We start from the raw sequence: 17,258 nt of genomic DNA, 5'->3' as shown, positions 1-17,258 counted from the left end.
CTCCTGAGCTTATGAGTGAACTTCAGCAAGATATTCACTGGCTAAACAGGCAAAAACCAAACTATCGGTCCATTCCCCCTTGTTCCACCAGTCTTGGATAAAATGAGCTTCTTGGCGTAATCCAATCCGTTGGCAAAGCTTGGCTGAGGCCTGATTGCGGGCATCTAGCGTCGCTTGGACCCGATGGATCTTCTGACTGGCAAACAACCAGTCCAACAACTCTTTCAATGCTTCTTGAGCAAACCCTTGTCCGCCAAAAAACGGATGGAAAGCATAGCCAATTTCAACGGAAGATGGCTGACCAGTAAACCATACCGACAAATCGCCGATGACCGTTTGATCGTGTAGTACCGCCAAAGAAAGACCTGCTTGGTCCGTCAAAGCGTGCTGTTGGCATTTTTTTGCAAAAACCGCCGCTGCCGTTTCTGTCTGCCAAGGCTCATGGAGTAAGAAACGGCAAACTTCCGCTTGCTGATAAATAGCAAAGGTATCGGCAAAATCACTTTCTTGGAACGGGCGGATCGTTAACCGTTCACTTTCCATACATACCATAGACAGCCTCCATTTCTTTAGGGACATCTTACCATAGAACGAAATAGCCGAAAACATTATCAGAAAAATACAACAATATTCTTGTAAAAGTATGTAAATTTCATGAAAATTCTTTCTTTTAAAAATAGAACTTGCCAGCTGCTACCCATTTACCGCGCCTGCCAGCGGGCAAGAAAGGTTTTTTGCCAATCGCCTAAAGGCAAGATCACTCGCTGCATTTGAAAACGATAGGTTTCCCCTCTATAAATAAAACGAATAGGAACCAGCATGCCCACCACCGAATCTTTGTGCTCTTTTGTTAACTCAGCAAGCGGCACGATTTTTTGCTGCAGGACTTTTGTCGAGAAAAGATTCAACGCCAAAATCGTCAATTGCTGATCATCCAAGATGAGCAAAGTACGGCTGGTGATGGCATTGAAGGACTGCCATTTTGCATAGCCGATTACAGCTCCTTCTGTCATATAGGGGGCTGCTAACGCTTGGAAGGTTTTTTTATTTAAAAGAAACATGGGTAGAAAACTCCTTATTAGTTAGAATCAGTTTCGGTGTAGGCAAGCACTCAGCAACCAATCTAGGAAAGAGGTCAGTCAGTTGCAAATGGCTGCAGCATCCGCCGAACTTTTTCAGTATACGCCTGTTTGAGGGCTAATGGTTCGATTTCTTTGATGGTTGGCCCAAATTGCAAGAGAAAGTCAGCTAGAAAATCAAGCTCATTGTCGGCAATGTGTCCTTCTAAGCAAAGCTCACTAGGACGTTCCACCACTGCCATATCAGGATATTTTTCTTGCCACAAGCGTTCCTTTGCCGCTAGATCAAAGCGGATGTGATAGCCCAGTGTTTGTGTCAACACTTGTTGCTGCAGCTGTTTTTCAGCTAACTGCTGCAAGGTATAGCCTGTTTTTTCAGTCGGAGCAAGTCCTTGCATTGCATCACAGCGATAGCGGCGAAAAGCCTGCTTTTGACAATCAAAGGCCAAACAATACCAGTAGCCAGCACGAAAATCCAGCTGATAGGGTTGTACGGTCTTGTTCGTTTTTTGATACCGCTGATAGCTAAAGTGGATGACTTGTTCTTGTACGATCGCTGAAAAAAGCGCTGAGAGGATCGGTGCACTTGTCAATTGAGGAACTCCTTGAAACGAAACCGCCGTCTCCATTTTTTCTAACCACTCGGTGTCTCCTTGGTAAAAAGACTGCAACAGTTTTCGCCGTAATCCTTGATAACTTCGATCAAAAGGAGAATCGGATAATTTTTGCAAGAGCTGTAAAGCAAAGAAAAGGGTATACCGTTCATTTTTGTCAAAGTACAACGGGGTCAGTTGATTTTTCAAAATCTGATAGCCGCCATATCGACCGACTTCTACTACGAGAGGCAACCCCAGCTCTTCCAACGACTGGACATCACGGACGGCTGTACGTTTTGAGATCGCGAAGGTTTCCATTAAATCGGCTAGATGAAAAGTGGCTTTTCCTTGTAAATACAATAGTTCTTGGGTTAAGCGTTCTGATTTTTTCATTTCTTTCTCCAATGGTGCCAAGTTTTGGCAAGATTCACAGTTACACTTATGGTAACAAGAAAAGGAGGAACCAACAAATGATCGAACCAAAAATCGCTTTATTTTTGACCTTAGACGGCAAAGCCCAAGAAGCCATCCACTTTTATCAGGAAACATTAGACGCGACCCTCTTATTCGCCATCACCAACCAGGAGTATCGTGAGAGACTTGATCCATCGCTGGAGATTCTTGCGGGACAAGAACAGTATCTTTCTCACTCCATCCTACAGATCGGAGATTTCCAGTTGCAGCTGGCAGACAATCCATTAGTTGAAGGAGAGGCCATTCAGCTAGGGAATCACTTATCCTTGAGTTTGACGATAGACGATACCAAAATAGCTCAGAAGCTTTATCAACGACTAATGGAAAATGGCAGTCAGATGATCCAAGCACCTAGTGACAATCCATTTGCGTTTTTTTATGCTAGTGTTCGGGATCCTTTTGGTGTAATTATTCAGCTTACTGTCGAGAAAGAAGTTGATCCGTCCAAAAAAGGCGAATGAGAAAAACTCGTTTTTTAATAAAATATCCATAGAAGTTGACTATTTATCCAACTTTCTTTCATTGTCAGAATTATTTTTTAGGAATGTTTAAAGGACTTCACAGAAAAAGAATAAAACTTCTTAAAAAAATAGGCGGATCGTAAAAATTCTGGTACAATCGGGGAGAGCAATTCAGGAGAAATGAAGGAGGCACTATGGATAGAAAGACGAGATATAAACAGCAAAGAGCCCACAAAGCACGCAATAAGCGCGTGATTATTGGAGGAATCTTTCTTTTCGCCATTGCAGGCATCGTTTTATTTGCCGGCTATACGTATTATGCAGCAAAGAATTCAGTGGATAAAATGTTTAAAGAATCCGCTGTAATCAGTTCCAATAAGAGCAAAGAGGACAACTCATTGAAAGCTTCTGACGTGAATTCAAAGTTTGGGATCTTGTTAATGGGTGTTGATAATGACGCGGAACGTGAAAAGACAGAACATTTGGACAGTGCCCGTACCGACAGTTTGATTTACATGGTGTACGATGGCGAAAATAAGAAAATCGATATGGTCAGTCTCCCAAGAGACATTTGGACCAACATTTATGATGGAACAGGAACTGGGACAATTGCTACTACAGCCAAGATCAATAGTGCATTCACAATTGGCGAAGAAGACGCAACGATTGAAACAGTCCAAAACTACCTGCAATTGCCAATTGATTATTACGTAAACATCAACTTTACGAGTTTTGAGAAAATCATTGATGCGATTGGCGGAATTACTGTTGATGTACCTTATGATATCAATAAGAAATATACTTCAGATAACACCGGGGAAACATTGATTCCAGAAGGTCGTCAATTGTTGAACGGTGAGCAAGCCTTGATTTTTGCCCGCATCCGGAAAATGGATACCGATGTGGACCGAGGGAACCGTCAGCAAGAAGTCATTGAAGCAGCGATCCACCAAGCTTTGAAAATCAATAATGTTACCAAGTACCAAGAAATTCTAGACTCAGTCAGTGAAGACGTCAATACAAACTTCAAGTTCGAAGACTTAGTATCCTTAGCAGGGAATATGTTGTCTGGGTTCGATATTCAAAAACATACCTTTGAATGGTACGATGGGGAATCTTATGATGGACAATCGATCGTATATATTCAAGATTATTCTTACAACGAAATTCGTAACGATATGCTGAAAGCCTTAGGTCAAGCACCAGCAGATTCACAAGTAGATGCCAATACAGAAACACAAACCGGTGTTGGAAACGAAACTGGAACCGAAACAGGTGCAGGAACTGGTGACGGATACGGCTCGGAAGTCGTTGATGACGGAACCGGCTACTAAACAAGAACAAAAAGTCAGGAGCAATCCTGACTTTTTTAATACCCTCAGTCCGTCTAACAATCGATTGAAAACAAGGGCAGTCTCTCAAGTCACTTTCGTTTTCATCTAAGAAGCGCAGTGCTATGCTTGAGAAAAGAGACAGCTTGTTGCAGCGAGTCCGACATCGGAGGAGGAACCATGATGGAAAAACAACAAGAACAAAAAGCCCGAAGAATCGTCTTGTTGACCCATGTCTTAGGGTTGATCATGAAAGCCATTGGGTATTTCCTTAGCGGCAGTGCAGTCTTGATGAACGAAAGTATCCACAGTATGATCGATTGCATCAATCAAGGGCTTCTTGCCATCGGTGAAAACCGAGCACAGCGAGGGCGCAGTGAGCTGCATCAGTTTGGTGAAGGACGAGCGACCTATTTTTTTAGTACCGTGGTTGCCATGACGGTCTTTTTAGGAGGCGGCATTTTAGCTGTTGTCGAAGCTAGCCGTGATTTGCTGGATCCAACCCATGAGGTGGAGCAGATTCAGCTAGTAGCAGCAATCTTATTCGTCAGTTTGTTTATTGAAGTGACTGCGGTTCAAGAAGGTTGGCAAGAAGTCAAAGAACAAAACAAACAAAAACAACCCCTCGTCCGTTTTTTGAAAGAAAGTCGGGATTCTGATTTACTTTTAGGCTTTACGGAAAATCTGTTTGCCTTAGGGAGTGTAACGATCGCCATTGCAGGAATCTTATTGACCGCTTTGACGAACAATCCGATATTTGATTCCCTCGGAGGCATTTTAGGTGGACTGTTGTTGATTGCTGCCGCTGTCTTCTTAGCCAAAGAATTTTATAGCCTCTTGATTGGCGAAGGGGCATCCACTTCGGATTTAATGGCGATCAAACAAATTTTAGCCGATCCTGCAATCATTCAAATCAAAGATTTGCGAACCCTTCATCTAAGTCCAGAAGAACTTTTGATCGTCGCCGACCTTAGCTTGAAACTAGCGCCGGATGAAGAACCAAGTTCGTTTATCGATACTATTGAACAGCAGATCAAACAGGCTTTGCCTGAACTAAGGGTCTATTGTTATATCGAAAGCGAAGAAGTTGCTTCTTAAACTAGCAGACTGAAAAGCATTTCGCCGGTTGCTGATTTCTCACCATTTCTAGGAATGTTTTTTAGTATTGCCGACTTCGTGGATGGCTGCCGCAGTTCGATGATCTATTTTTGCTTCAAGCTTTGAGGACAACCAGAATCTAGACCGTCAAACAAAGGGGAGTCTTGTTTTTCGTTTTTATAGCAAAAAGAAAGAATTTTGTTTAAAAATTTGTTGTTTTTTGTTAAAATTAAGTAAGGATAGTGAGCGCTCATTTTTTGAGTTATTTTTTTGGCAGAGTTGTAACAATGTAAATCACAACATAACTAACGCTCAGTTTCTCAAGAAAATGCCGTAACAAGAGCCTTTTTGCATTGCTGAAATGACCAAAATTCTACAGCAATAGTTGTGTTACCCATTTGGTCACGTCTGTTTTTTTTCACCACTTGTGAAGCAAAATCCTTTGAGAACATCTTCATCCATGATAGGTTAGAAGTAGGCCGGATGGTTTTTTCACAAAGTACGTACATAGAAAGATCACTTGCGACTACAAAAAGAAGCTGCTTCATTGCTCGCAAAATGATCGATGCTCAACACACATGCCTTTTCCCTCAGCCAGTCAACCTGCGCTTGCTTTTCTTATTGGTTATCTTCCCTTCATTCAGCGATCGCCTGAACCGATTCAAATCAAAAAAGTGACTGTGCAAGGTATCTGTACCGATTTATCCCTTCAGAAACGTGAAAACCCTCGGCAAGAAGTTTACAATTAAAAGGAGGAATTTGATGGAAAAATTTTACCAGCAAAAGACTGAAGAGACCTTGAAACATTTTGAAAGTGACCGCAAGCAAGGCCTAAGCGGGAAAGAAGCCGACAAACGCTTAGAAAAATACGGAGAAAACACGATCCAGCAACAAGAATCCCTTTCTGTATGGGAATTGCTGTGGCATAACGTAAACAACTTGATTGTTTATCTCTTGCTAGCAGCTGCGTTACTCTCTTTTGCGATGGGGGAAACGGTTGAAGGAATTGCAGTATTGATTGCCGTGGTGATTGCTGTAATGACAGGCTTCATTACAGAATTACGAGCACAAAAATCAATTGATTCACTTCAAAGCATGATTTACACTACCGCAAAAGTGATTCGTGATGGAGAAGTAATGGAGATTGAGTCGGCAAAAATCGTACCAGGCGATATTCTCGTTTTGGAAGAAGGGGATGCTATTGCCGCAGATGCCCGCTTACTTGAAACGAGTAACTTTGCCTGCATCGAATCAGCGTTAACCGGTGAGTCAGAAGCTGTGGAAAAAGATGCTCGAGAAACCTACGAAGCAGATGTTCCACTAGGCGATCGCCGCAATGTCGTTTTTGCAGGAACTGCGGCAACTCGGGGAAATGCCTATGCAGTAGTGACAGAAACCGGCATGAAGACCGAGGTCGGAAAAATCAGTGACATGCTGACCGGTGACAAAAAACGTCAAACACCATTAGATATCGAATTGGATAAGCTTGGAAAAGCAATCATTATTGCAGCGCTCTTTGCGGCAGTGGCAGTTCTGATCGCTGGGGTACTGACGAATCAGCCATTTGTCGAAATGATCCATATTTCGATTATTTTAGCGGTCGCAGCCATTCCTGAAGCCATGCCAGCCGTTTCGACGATCACATTGTCTCGTGGGATGCGAACGATGGCCGAGCACAAAGCCCTTGTCAAATCGTTATCAGCCGTCGAGACTCTTGGCGCCACCAGTATCATTGCCAGTGACAAAACGGGGACGCTGACAGAAAACCAAATGACGGTCGCCGAGATCATTTTAGGTTCTGGGGAAATGTTCAAAGTGACAGGAAATGGGTATGAACCCAACGGAAAATTCTACAAGGCAGACTCGGAGGATGAAACCGAGATCGATGCAACCAATCATGATACGCTGCAAGGGATGATCGAAAATGGTGCTTTATGTACCACCGCCACTTTACGTGAAAACGAAGGGCAATACGAGATCCTCGGTGATCCAACAGATGGGGCGTTCGTCGTTTTAGGTCAAAAAATCGGCATTGATCGCCAAAAAGAGCAGGACAGCGGGCTGAAGAAAATCGCAGAAATGCCTTTTGATTCCGACAACAAATACATGGTGACCGTGTATGAAGGAGAGCAACGGACATTGATTATCAAAGGGGCACCAGATGTCTTGATTGATTTAGCCGATGCTGATGCCAAAGAAAAGGAAAAGCTCCATGAATACAATGACACGTTAGCCAGTCATGGGCAGCGGGTGATCGCTGTCGGTTTTATCAAGGATTATCAAGGTGGTACGGACGAAGCAGAGCTGAAAGCAGCACTGCAGCAAATCAAGATCCAAGGCTTTGCGGGCATCGTCGATCCGCCACGAACAGATGTCAAAGAAGCAGTGAAGGTCGCCCAAGAAGCGGGGATCCGAGTGAAAATGATCACTGGGGACCATCCGAAGACAGCCTCCATGATTGCCAAAGAAATTGGCTTAAAAGACCACGAAAAAACTATGACGGGTCGTGAAATCGATGAATTGGCAGGACAGGAAGGCTTTAACGAAAAAATCGAAGAAGTGGCCGTCTTTGCGCGAGTCTCACCGAAAAATAAATTACAGCTTGTGGAAGCCTTGCGTGAAGAAGGCGATATCGTTTCAATGACTGGCGATGGCGTTAACGATGCGCCGGCACTCAACGGCGCTGACATCGGGATCGCCATGGGGATCCGCGGCACAGAAGTAGCCAAAGAATCTTCCGATATGATTTTGACGGATGACCGTTTTGGAACGATCGTCGATGCCATCAAAGAAGGACGCATCATTTTTGACAACATCAAAAAATATGTTTCTTTCTTGTTCTCATGTAATATGGTTGAGATCGTGACGATCTTTTTAAGTGTCATCTTCCTGATGCCAATGCCAATTCAACCGCTGCATATCCTTTTCTTGAATCTAGTTATCGATATTGCTCCAGCCATGGCGTTAGCCTTTGAACCAGCTGAAGACGATATTATGAAGCGTCAGCCACGGTCGAAAGCTGATGGACTCGTTAACAAGCGTTTCTTAGGACGTATCATTTTAAGTGGTGTTGTAATTGGTTTGGTGGCGTTTGGCTTCTTTAATTTCTTGATGTTGACGGATCACGAGTTGCTTTATGCACAAACAGCGACCTTTACCTTTATGGCAGTGGCGCAATTGATGCATATTTTCAATGTTCGTAAGAGTAGCGGCTTTGGTTTAGACAAAACCCTCTTGAAAAACAAACCGTTGATGGGGGCCTTGCTCCTTTCCGTCGGCTTGCAGCTTTCAGCGGTCTATGTACCGTTTATGAATGAGCTATTAGACACGATGCCAATTCAAGCCGGCACGTGGGGGATCATCTTCGCTGCTGCAGCGATCTCCACATTGATCGTCATGGGCTTGAAGAAACTCTTCCAATTAAAATAAAATAAATTCTCCAGTATTGACTCAATACTGGAGTAACGAAGACCCGCAGCCTCATGGTGCACCTTTATCAAAGGATTTCTGATTCGATCCTTGATGAAGTTCGCCTAACTGCGGGTCTTTTTTTGCTTACTCTTTACAAGCAAAAGAAAATGATTTATACTTGACTAGTCAACAGTTGACTAGTCAATGATGAAAGGAGCGGTTGATGCAATGAATTTACGTGAGCTAAGCGGATTGCTGTATCGGATGAAAATCGTGAACCAAGAATTAACGGCGATCTTTGAAAAAGAGACCGGTTTTAGTCTGACCCGTTATCAGTTGCTGCAGTTTTTGAATGAGCAAGGACGCTGTACCCAAAATCAAGTACAGAATGAATTGAAGATCGATAGTGCAGCGGTCACGCGGCATTTGAAGATTCTCGAAGAAAAACAATTGGTGACACGCGAACGAAACAAAGACAATAACCGCGAGATTTTTGTTTCTTTGACACCGAAAGCACAAGCCGATTTGGCTAGTTGTGCTTCAAAGCATGCCAGCTCTGAGGAGTCGTTAGGCATCAATTTGACCGAAGAAGAAGAAGCACAGCTTCTAACATTACTTATGAAATTAGTTCCATGAAAGAAGGCAAACCCATGACAGAATACAGCAACAACAATTTTTCAGAGATTACTTTTGGCCGAAAATCGGTCCGTGTCTATGATGAAACCTACAAAATCCCCCATGAAGAAATGTTGACCATGATCCAAGAGTCAACGACAGCACCTTCCTCAGTCAATATGCAGCCTTGGCGTTTTGTCGTTGTGGAAAGCGATGAGCAAAAAGCAAAATTGAAACCATTGATTCGTTTCAACGTCCGTCAAAATGATACCTCTTCTGCAATGGTCTTGATTTTTGGCGATATGCTTTGTCATGAACTAGGAGAAGAAATTTATAACAAAGCAGTAGCAGAAGGCAAAATGCCAGCGGAGGTTCGTGACCAACAATTAGCAGCGATCATTCCGCATTACGAAAATCTTACAAAAGAACAAATGAATGATGTGGTGAAGATCGACGCTAGTTTAGCAGCGATGCAATTTATGTTAGTCGCGCGGGCACATGGCTATGAAACCAACCCAATCGGTGGCTTTGAAGCGGATCAATTAGCAGAAGCTTTTGGCTTAGACAAAGAGCGCTATGTTCCTGTCATGATCCTTTCAGTCGGAAAAGCCAAAGAATTAGGCTATGAATCCGTTCGGTTGGACGCAGAACAAATTACGACATTCCTATAAGAGGAGGAAAAACGATGGAAATCATCAATGCAACGTTTTACATCAAAGAAGAAAAGCGAGCAGATTTTTTAGCCGCTGTTACCCCATTATTAGCATCGGCGAGAACTGAGGATGGCTGCCACGGCTATCATCTCTATGAATCATTGGAAGAGAACAATCGGTTTGTCATGGTCGAAAAATGGGCGAATCAAGAAGCGATCACCGCCCACAATCAAAACCCGCTGCTGCAACAATTATTCCAGCAAATGCCTGACTTTGCAGCCAAACCGAGCGAAATCGTTGTCGCTCATCAAGGAGAATAAAGATGACGATTTTATCGACGGTTTTGATTCTACTGGTTGCCTTAGAGTTTTTCTATATTCTCTATTTAGAAACATTTGCTACTACGTCCAAAGCAACGGCGCGGGTCTTCAACGTGACGAAGACAGAACTTGAGCGACCGATCGTGGTGACCTTGTTCAAAAATCAAGGAGTTTACAATGGGCTGATCGGTTTGGGGTTACTGTATAGCATCACCTTTGCTTCAGCGCCTTTGGAAATCAGTCGTTTGCTGTTGATCTACATTATCTTAGTGGCTGCATATGGCAGTTTGACTAGCGACAAGAAAATTATTTTGACCCAAGGCGGTCTAGCGATCCTTGCCTTGCTGTCCACCTTTTTTTAACCAATAATACAAGAAACCCCGAATATAGAAAGCTATTCTATAGAATAGAAGCTTTCTGTGTTCGGGGTTCTTTTAATGTTTGGGCAAAGAGTACTCAGAACGTGAAAAAAATGATAGGATAAGAGAAGGGACTAACGATTTTCTGGACGTAAACTGGTTGCCGCAAATAAGGCTTTTACTAGAATTGGGGTTAAGACCGCAGCTGTGATCACCTCAGAGATTCCATTTGTTACAGCGATTCCGCCGAGGGTCACGAACAAAGCCGAAGCATCGACACCATAGGTATTAGCAACTAAGCTAGTATACAAGGTTCCCATTAAGGTTAAGACCAGAACCGTATTGGTGATGGTCCCAAAGATTGCTGCAACAATCGACGCAGCGACGACTTTTTTGGTCTTCTTGTAAATGATCGTAAATAAGAGACCAGCCACTAAGCCAACCAACACACGGGGAATCACCGAGATGATTGGATTGGTGAAAACGGCAATGTCTAAGGGCGTTGTTGGAGAGGTAAAGGCGCGAATCATGGTAAAAATACCCCAGACTAAGCCAATGAACATCCCGTCTTTTGTCCCTAAAACGATGGCAGCGACGATCACCGTGATATGGATGATCGTTAAACTAGTGATACCGATCGGAATAAATCCAAGGAAAGGTACCATCGTCTGTAAAATAATAATAGCTGTCAAAATGGCACGAATGACAAGGCGATAGGTTTTGCTTTTTGTATTCATTGTAAAAACTCCTTTTTTATAATGACACTCGTGTCATTTTTAAGTTAGGTTGATTATACAACAAAATGACACTTGTGTCATTCATAATGTGATGAAAGGAGCCAAAAAAATGGCGAAGAAGCAGCAGAGCGAATTGACTACAGCTGAAAAGAAAAAACAACAAAAGCGTGATTTGATTCTTGAAAGTGCCAAAGTCGTCTTTAGTAAGAAAGGCTTGATCGATGCGACAATGAAGGACATTATCGAAGAGTGCGGCATTAGTCGCGGTGGCATTTATTTGTACTTTCGTTCGGTGGATGAGATTTTTTTGGCAGTGTTAGAGCAGCGTTCCAAACGAAAATTTGATGATGTACGAGAGATGATTATGGAGCAAGTACCCTTTGAAACGATTTTAAACAAATATTTTTCCGACCATCGCAAGCGTCTACTCCACAGCATTTCTGACGGTATGCTGCGAGCCGTCTACGAGTATTACTATACGCATAAAACTGAAGCCTCCAGTTCACTGCAGCAAGCACAACTTTCTGAGACGAAACGGACGATCCATGAGATCTTTCAAGTCGGCGTTCAGCAAGGTGTGTTAAAAGATGAAAACTTGGCTGTGATTGCCGAAAACTATATGTTCGTGATCGAAGGATTGGGAATTTTGGCTCTGACTGGTCATATCACAGAACAGACCATTGATGACCAAATCGCCGTGATGCGGCAATTACTACCATATCGCAACTAGCACAGACAAAAAACACGTGCTCTTTTCTAGAAAACACTAGGAAAGAGCTTTTTCTTATGAATAAGATTTTGTAAATCAAGCATATTTTGCAAAAAATTAATGTAATAAAAGTGAAATCTAAAACATGATTTATTTTTTCTTAAGAAAAAGAAGATTTTCTATGAAGTTTTCTTGAAGAGTTGATAGATAGGGATTGACTCAACTTTAACGACTTTTTTTACAGGGGAACAATCAATAAAAAAACATCTGATATTTGTGTAACTAAAATGTAAATCGCTTACGGATTGGGTTTGTAGATGAACTATGTTAAAATGAAAATGGTCAAATAAATGAAAAAAAAGTTTTTAAATTGAATTTGGAGGATCAGATGAAGAAGAAAATCTTTGCAACAGTATGTATGTGTGGCATTGTCTTGTCATCGTTCGGCGGCCCTATGACCGTTTTTGCAACGAATCATGACCAATTGATCGAACAAAAAAATAACGAGATTGATCAGTTGAGACAGCAGCGCCAGAGCGTACAAGGGGAAATTGACGGATTGTCTGAGGAAATTGATTCACTGAATCAAGAAGCAGCGACCATTTTAGCGCAGCAAGGTGATTTGCTGCAAGAGATAGAAGGATTAGACCAAGAAATCAGTCAATTAGAAGAGCGAATCGCCAAACGCTCAGAAAACATCGAAAAGCAAGCCAGAGAAACACAAATCAATGGCAAAGGCGATCATTTTTTAACAGCGGTATTAGAAGCGAAGTCTGTCAGTGACCTAGTCGGTCGGGTGCATGCCATGACGACGATCATCCGAGCAAATAATGAAGTGATTGAACAGCAAAAAGCTGACCAAAAAGCCGTTGAAGAAAAGCGCGCAGAATCACAAGAAAAAGTCGCAGAATTGCAAGCAGCACAGAGTCATCTAGAAGCGCAAAAAGGTGTCTTGGAAGCCACTCAAGCAGAATTGAATGTGCTAGTCAGTAACCTAGCCTACGAAGAAGCAACAAAAGAAGAAGAGAAAGAACAGCTGCGTGCGGAAAAAGAAGCTTATGAAGCGGAGCAAGCAAGAATTCGTGACGAAGCAGCTCGCGTTGCTGCTTTACAAGCCCAAGCGGAACAAGCGGCGCAACAGCAAGCAGAACAAGCGGCTGCGGAAGAAGCAGCCTTGAATGAAGCAGCTGCTCAGGCGGATTCAACGGAACCTGAAATAGGAGCAGAAAGCCAGGAATCAGTGGAAGAGCCAGAAGCGCCAGTAGAAACACAACCAGAGGAAACGCAAGGATCTGAGTCGGCTGAAACACCAGAGGCTCCAGAGGAAACACCAGTAGATACACCAGAAATTCAAGAACCAGAAACACCAACAACACCAGCAGCACCGGAGACGCCAGCGGATAGTGCACCTGTAACTCCTGCACCGACGCCAGTGACACCAGCGCCTGCGCCGACACCTGCACCAACACCAATCGTGACGCCACCGACAGCGCCTTCCGCACCAGCTTCAACAAATGGTGCCGCGATCGTTGCCGAAGCCTATAAACATATCGGAAAACCATATGTTTGGGGTGCCAAAGGACCTGACAGCTTTGACTGTTCTGGATTTACTCGCTATGTCTTTTTACAAGTAACAGGTAGAGATATTGGCGGTTGGACGGTACCACAAGAAACAGCCGGTACAGTGATTCCAGTCAGCCAAGCGCAACCAGGAGATCTTTTATTCTGGGGTTCATCAGGAAGTACGTATCACGTAGCCATTGCATTAGGCGGTGGTCAATATATTCACGCACCACGACCAGGACAGAACGTTTCTGTTGGTAGCACTGCTTACTTTACACCTAGTTTTGCAGTGAGAATGTAAGGTTTAGCTGGATGTGGTTTTAAGGAGAGACAAATGGAAGAAAGAAAAATGATTCGCAGACGAGCGATGAAACAAAAAAGAGGAGTGTTTTACCGCAAAAGTGCAGCCACAACGGCTGTACTTGTTAGCACGGTGAATATTTTGCCAGTGAGTGTCTTAGCTGATACGCTTGAGTCAACAGAAGCGCAAAATGGCGTTCGGGTCGTTGAAACAGCTGACTCATCGCAAGATAACTCAACACAAGATTCAGTGATCGTTGTAGAAGACAACGCAACGAATGCTGAATCAGGAACACAAGACAATTCCGATTCCTCAAACGTTGACGTTGTGGGAGTGCCAGAAAGCGAAGACGTACCTGAAAGGGCACCGGCAGATGACACGGCTTCCGAACAAAAAGAGACAGAAATAGGGAGCGACATCCCGGTTCTTTCAGAAGAAGAGCGGATTGCCATTGAAACGAAGGTGATGCCGAACTACAACAATCCAATGGCACGTTCTACCAATCAACAAGCCTTTATTCAGCAAGTAGGGCCGATGGCCCAAGAAGTGGCGAGAGCAAATGATCTGTATGCTTCGGTCATGATTGCCCAAGCAATCTTAGAGTCCGGTTGGGGCCAGTCCACACTGACCACTCTTGCGAATAATATGTTTGGCATCAAGGGATCTTACAATGGACAATTTGTAGAGATGCAAACGATGGAAGATGACGGGAATGGCAATCTTTATCCGATTATTGCTAAGTTTCGTAAATATCCCTCGCTAAAAGAATCCTTTCAAGACAATGCCCACGTTTTGAAAACCACCTCATTTTCGCCAGGTGTTTTCTTCTACCATGGGGCATGGAAGTCTAATACCAGTTCTTATCGTGATGCGACACAGTGGCTGCAAGGACGTTATGCAACCGACACGTCTTATGCAAGTAAGCTGAATAACTTGATCGAAACCTACAATTTGACCCAATACGATACCTCAAGCGGTGGCGGTTCGAATAATAACAACAATAATAACAATTCTGAACAAGCCATCAATAAGCAATTCAGGACAAATGCAGCGCTAAATATCCGTTCAGACGCTTCCACCAGTGCCTCGATCGTTGGTTCACTGGCTACCAATGCGACGTTCCAAGCAGTTGCCCAAAAAAGCGGAACCAGTGTCAACGGTAATACGACTTGGTATCGGATTCAAGGTCGTGGATGGGTAAGTGCCGCTCATGTGACAGAGATCTCATCAAATACGGGTGGGAATGGTAATAACAATAATGGGAATAACAACAATACCGAACAAAGTATCAATAAAGAATTTCGAACAACGGCGGCTTTAAATATCCGTTCAGATGCATCAACTAGCGCCTCAGTTGTCGGCTCGTTGGCGAATAATACGACCTTTCGAGCTGTCGCTCAAAAGACCGGAACCAGTGTGAATGGCAACAATGTCTGGTATCGGATCCAAGGCCGTGGGTGGGTAAGTGCCGCCTATGTCAGCGAAGTAAGCTCAGGAAGTAACAATACCGAGCAAAGCATCAATAAAGAGTTTCGAACAACGGCGACCTTAAACATCCGTTCAGACGCTTCTACTAGTGCCAACATTGTCGGTTCCTTATCAAACAACGCTTCTTTTCGAGCCGTTGCCCAAAAGACCGGGACGAGTGTCAACGGCAACAATATCTGGTATCGAATTGAAGGTCGTGGGTGGGTAAGTGCCGCCTATGTTCGAGAAAATAACACCTCTTCAAGTAGCACCACTCATACGGTGCGTTCGGGAGATACCTTGTGGGGAATCTCGCAACGGTACGGTGTAACAGTAAATCAGTTGTTGCAGTGGAACAATCTTTCTGGTTCATTGATTGTGGTAGGGCAACGACTAGTAGTAAGTAGATAAAAAAGAAAAACATCTGTAATCATTTTTTGCGATTGGACGCAAAAGTGGTTTACAGATGTTTTTTAATTATTCTTCTTTGAAGCTATTCATGATCGCTGTCAGTTCATCTTTTGAGGAGTCATACAAACTTTCCAATGTCCAACCGTATAACTGCACATAATTATTTTCTGTTTCAAGGACATAATAAATATAGTGGATATTTAGTCCTTCAACGGTTGCTGGGAAATCAACGAAATAGGCTTTGGTGTCAGGAATTGGTAAAAAGGTGGCAGTCGTATCAAAGCTCGTTGCCAAATTTTCTTGAACCAACCCGAGATAAGTTTCTAAATCGGCGAAATCTTGCTTTGATTCAACGACAGCAGCTAAGTACTTCGTTTCTAATGCATCTGACAACATAAAATCATTGTCAGGATTCAATGAAGTAAAATCTGGTACTTCTTGCCAATTGCTAGGTAACGCAATCTTGTAGTTTGTACCACTGACCCCTGTGATGGTTTGTTCTGAACTCGGTAAAGCAGCTTCGCTAGATGAGGCCGTTGCTTCTTGATTCATTTCTGTGGAAGATGTCATGGCCATACTTGAAGTGCTTGCACTTTGCGAACTTTCTCCCGCCGAATTTTCTTTTTTTTGTGTACATCCAGCAAAAAGAAGTGTAAACCCCAACAAACTTAAAACAACACTTTTTTTCATTATTCTCACTTTTCCCTTCGTATGTGCTTTCAAATAACCAACATTATTTAGTTAATCGTATAATAGGAAAGAAAATAACGCAATAAAATATTCTCAGTTATTGCATGAATAAGGTGAAATTTCTTTTTCTTGATGATGAAAATAATGAAACAAAGTCAAAAAATAAAAGATTATAAAGGCTTGTTTTCACTTTTTTCCTAGATGGATGCAAAAGTTGATTATAAATATGAGAGTAGTTTTGATATGCTTAGTATAAGAAAGGAAGCATAAAAAAAATGGTGAAGTTGAAAATTGCATGGAACGCATCTAAAAATTGATCGTATTCTTTTTCTTTATTGATGCAAAATATATGCTTTATGTTCTTATCATAAAAACTACTTTATATGGGGAATTTCAAGCGAAAGTAAAATAAGATTTCCCCGAGAAATCAACGAACATCGCAGAACGACAGTCATCTCTATTGGGGAAAATTGGTTCAATAATATACTTAGGGGGAATGAAATTGCTATATCCATCAGTTAATGAATACTTAAAAAAAATGCGTGAAGGTCTATCGCCAGCTGATATTCGAGAGGATATGCCAGTTGTTTATTCTTATTGGTTAGAACAAGAAGCAGAACTGAAAAAAATTTTAAAGAATCGAGAAACAACTTTTTGGACAGATATCCAAAGAGTACTTCTGATTGATGCAAAATTGGTCTTGTTGCGTAGTTATATCAATGATTACGATTTCCATGGATTTTCAGAGGAGGAAATCATTGCCAACGTAGAACAAGATCACTTTACTTTCAACAAAGAATTATGTGGGTATAGTTTAAAGGAACAAGTCCATCCATCCATTATTTTTGGGAATCAATAAAAGCATAGGAAACAATAAAATGAGCTGTTCACTGAGAGAACGTCACTTTGAACTGAAAATGAGATAGCTTACTTTGTGGTATGATGAATAGGAAAAGTACCGCAATAATACGTCATCATTTTTT

Annotated in this window: 17 protein-coding genes; 12 read left to right on the top strand and 5 right to left on the bottom strand. The window is 42.6% G+C overall.

Going from position 1 to position 17,258, the window contains the following annotated elements; genetic code table 11:
- Positions 1 to 9: 9 nt before the first annotated feature.
- The 3 genes from ENLAB_RS03065 to ENLAB_RS03055 form a co-directional block, all read right to left on the bottom strand.
- Positions 10 to 552: a GNAT family N-acetyltransferase gene (locus ENLAB_RS03065; protein ID WP_244352554.1), complete on the bottom strand. Its 543-nt coding sequence runs from the start codon at positions 550 to 552 to the stop codon at positions 10 to 12.
- 149 nt (positions 553 to 701) lie between these two features.
- Positions 702 to 1,061 (bottom strand): hypothetical protein, encoded by a 360-nt coding sequence (locus tag ENLAB_RS03060; protein ID WP_244352553.1) that lies wholly within the window; start codon positions 1,059 to 1,061, stop codon positions 702 to 704.
- 74 nt (positions 1,062 to 1,135) lie between these two features.
- On the bottom strand, positions 1,136 to 2,068 hold the full coding sequence (locus ENLAB_RS03055; protein ID WP_244352551.1) for a helix-turn-helix transcriptional regulator: 933 nt from the start codon (positions 2,066 to 2,068) through the stop codon (positions 1,136 to 1,138).
- Between the two features lie 77 nt (positions 2,069 to 2,145).
- Here ENLAB_RS03055 and ENLAB_RS03050 point away from each other — a divergent pair, with 77 nt between their 5' ends.
- From ENLAB_RS03050 to ENLAB_RS03015, 8 genes are all read left to right on the top strand, one after another.
- Positions 2,146 to 2,610: a VOC family protein gene (locus tag ENLAB_RS03050; protein WP_081118143.1), complete on the top strand. Its 465-nt coding sequence runs from the start codon at positions 2,146 to 2,148 to the stop codon at positions 2,608 to 2,610.
- Positions 2,611 to 2,804: 194 nt separating this feature from the next.
- Positions 2,805 to 3,944, top strand: a complete 1,140-nt coding sequence (locus ENLAB_RS03045) for an LCP family protein (protein WP_081117015.1) — start codon at positions 2,805 to 2,807, stop codon at positions 3,942 to 3,944.
- 177 nt (positions 3,945 to 4,121) lie between these two features.
- On the top strand, positions 4,122 to 5,039 hold the full coding sequence (locus tag ENLAB_RS03040; RefSeq protein WP_096741399.1) for a cation diffusion facilitator family transporter: 918 nt from the start codon (positions 4,122 to 4,124) through the stop codon (positions 5,037 to 5,039).
- A 762-nt stretch (positions 5,040 to 5,801) separates the two neighbouring features.
- A complete protein-coding gene (locus tag ENLAB_RS03035) occupies positions 5,802 to 8,468 on the top strand; it encodes a cation-translocating P-type ATPase (protein WP_244352545.1) in 2,667 nt (888 codons plus the stop codon).
- A 210-nt stretch (positions 8,469 to 8,678) separates the two neighbouring features.
- Positions 8,679 to 9,086, top strand: coding sequence for a MarR family winged helix-turn-helix transcriptional regulator (locus ENLAB_RS03030; protein WP_140965033.1), 408 nt, complete (start codon positions 8,679 to 8,681; stop codon positions 9,084 to 9,086).
- A 14-nt stretch (positions 9,087 to 9,100) separates the two neighbouring features.
- Positions 9,101 to 9,736, top strand: coding sequence for a nitroreductase family protein (locus tag ENLAB_RS03025; protein WP_008378805.1), 636 nt, complete (start codon positions 9,101 to 9,103; stop codon positions 9,734 to 9,736).
- Positions 9,737 to 9,750: 14 nt separating this feature from the next.
- A complete protein-coding gene (locus ENLAB_RS03020) occupies positions 9,751 to 10,038 on the top strand; it encodes a putative quinol monooxygenase (RefSeq protein WP_081117011.1) in 288 nt (95 codons plus the stop codon).
- Positions 10,039 to 10,040: 2 nt separating this feature from the next.
- Positions 10,041 to 10,400, top strand: a complete 360-nt coding sequence (locus tag ENLAB_RS03015; RefSeq protein ID WP_244352534.1) for a DUF1304 domain-containing protein — start codon at positions 10,041 to 10,043, stop codon at positions 10,398 to 10,400.
- Positions 10,401 to 10,531: 131 nt separating this feature from the next.
- Here ENLAB_RS03015 and ENLAB_RS03010 read toward each other — a convergent pair whose 3' ends face one another.
- Positions 10,532 to 11,134 (bottom strand): ECF transporter S component, encoded by a 603-nt coding sequence (locus tag ENLAB_RS03010; protein WP_081117009.1) that lies wholly within the window; start codon positions 11,132 to 11,134, stop codon positions 10,532 to 10,534.
- Positions 11,135 to 11,243: 109 nt separating this feature from the next.
- On the opposite strand from ENLAB_RS03010, the gene ENLAB_RS03005 reads away from it, so the two are divergent.
- The 3 genes from ENLAB_RS03005 (at position 11,244) to ENLAB_RS02995 (ending at position 15,585) form a co-directional block, all read left to right on the top strand.
- Positions 11,244 to 11,864, top strand: a complete 621-nt coding sequence (locus ENLAB_RS03005; protein WP_081118135.1) for a TetR/AcrR family transcriptional regulator — start codon at positions 11,244 to 11,246, stop codon at positions 11,862 to 11,864.
- A gap of 367 nt (positions 11,865 to 12,231) precedes the next feature.
- Positions 12,232 to 13,707, top strand: a complete 1,476-nt coding sequence (locus ENLAB_RS03000; protein ID WP_244352532.1) for a C40 family peptidase — start codon at positions 12,232 to 12,234, stop codon at positions 13,705 to 13,707.
- A gap of 33 nt (positions 13,708 to 13,740) precedes the next feature.
- On the top strand, positions 13,741 to 15,585 hold the full coding sequence (locus ENLAB_RS02995; protein WP_244352530.1) for a glucosaminidase domain-containing protein: 1,845 nt from the start codon (positions 13,741 to 13,743) through the stop codon (positions 15,583 to 15,585).
- 66 nt (positions 15,586 to 15,651) lie between these two features.
- On the opposite strand, the gene ENLAB_RS02990 is transcribed toward ENLAB_RS02995, so the two are convergent.
- Positions 15,652 to 16,275, bottom strand: a complete 624-nt coding sequence (locus ENLAB_RS02990; protein ID WP_244352528.1) for a hypothetical protein — start codon at positions 16,273 to 16,275, stop codon at positions 15,652 to 15,654.
- Positions 16,276 to 16,771: 496 nt separating this feature from the next.
- Between ENLAB_RS02990 and ENLAB_RS02985 the strand changes: the two genes are divergently transcribed.
- Positions 16,772 to 17,134, top strand: a complete 363-nt coding sequence (locus ENLAB_RS02985; RefSeq protein WP_223272947.1) for a DUF7006 family protein — start codon at positions 16,772 to 16,774, stop codon at positions 17,132 to 17,134.
- The last annotated feature ends 124 nt before the right edge of the window (positions 17,135 to 17,258 follow it).

The organism is Enterococcus innesii, from assembly GCF_022846515.1.
GTDB classification, from domain to species: domain Bacteria; phylum Bacillota; class Bacilli; order Lactobacillales; family Enterococcaceae; genus Enterococcus_D; species Enterococcus_D innesii.
Note: the sequence above shows the minus strand (reverse complement) of the source record. Positions and strands in the feature narration are given on the sequence as shown.

Excerpts from the sequence above, each read along its gene's own strand:
- ENLAB_RS03065 (WP_244352554.1), bottom strand. The coding sequence starts at position 552 with ATGGTATGTATGGAAAGTGAACGGTTAACGATCCGCCCGTTCCAAGAA.
- ENLAB_RS03060 (WP_244352553.1), bottom strand. The coding sequence starts at position 1,061 with ATGTTTCTTTTAAATAAAAAAACCTTCCAAGCGTTAGCAGCCCCCTAT.
- ENLAB_RS03055 (WP_244352551.1), bottom strand. The coding sequence starts at position 2,068 with ATGAAAAAATCAGAACGCTTAACCCAAGAACTATTGTATTTACAAGGA.
- ENLAB_RS03050 (WP_081118143.1), top strand. The coding sequence starts at position 2,146 with ATGATCGAACCAAAAATCGCTTTATTTTTGACCTTAGACGGCAAAGCC.
- ENLAB_RS03045 (WP_081117015.1), top strand. The coding sequence starts at position 2,805 with ATGGATAGAAAGACGAGATATAAACAGCAAAGAGCCCACAAAGCACGC.
- ENLAB_RS03040 (WP_096741399.1), top strand. The coding sequence starts at position 4,122 with ATGATGGAAAAACAACAAGAACAAAAAGCCCGAAGAATCGTCTTGTTG.
- ENLAB_RS03035 (WP_244352545.1), top strand. The coding sequence starts at position 5,802 with ATGGAAAAATTTTACCAGCAAAAGACTGAAGAGACCTTGAAACATTTT.
- ENLAB_RS03030 (WP_140965033.1), top strand. The coding sequence starts at position 8,679 with ATGAATTTACGTGAGCTAAGCGGATTGCTGTATCGGATGAAAATCGTG.
- ENLAB_RS03025 (WP_008378805.1), top strand. The coding sequence starts at position 9,101 with ATGACAGAATACAGCAACAACAATTTTTCAGAGATTACTTTTGGCCGA.
- ENLAB_RS03020 (WP_081117011.1), top strand. The coding sequence starts at position 9,751 with ATGGAAATCATCAATGCAACGTTTTACATCAAAGAAGAAAAGCGAGCA.
- ENLAB_RS03015 (WP_244352534.1), top strand. The coding sequence starts at position 10,041 with ATGACGATTTTATCGACGGTTTTGATTCTACTGGTTGCCTTAGAGTTT.
- ENLAB_RS03010 (WP_081117009.1), bottom strand. The coding sequence starts at position 11,134 with ATGAATACAAAAAGCAAAACCTATCGCCTTGTCATTCGTGCCATTTTG.
- ENLAB_RS03005 (WP_081118135.1), top strand. The coding sequence starts at position 11,244 with ATGGCGAAGAAGCAGCAGAGCGAATTGACTACAGCTGAAAAGAAAAAA.
- ENLAB_RS03000 (WP_244352532.1), top strand. The coding sequence starts at position 12,232 with ATGAAGAAGAAAATCTTTGCAACAGTATGTATGTGTGGCATTGTCTTG.
- ENLAB_RS02995 (WP_244352530.1), top strand. The coding sequence starts at position 13,741 with ATGGAAGAAAGAAAAATGATTCGCAGACGAGCGATGAAACAAAAAAGA.
- ENLAB_RS02990 (WP_244352528.1), bottom strand. The coding sequence starts at position 16,275 with ATGAAAAAAAGTGTTGTTTTAAGTTTGTTGGGGTTTACACTTCTTTTT.
- ENLAB_RS02985 (WP_223272947.1), top strand. The coding sequence starts at position 16,772 with ATGAAATTGCTATATCCATCAGTTAATGAATACTTAAAAAAAATGCGT.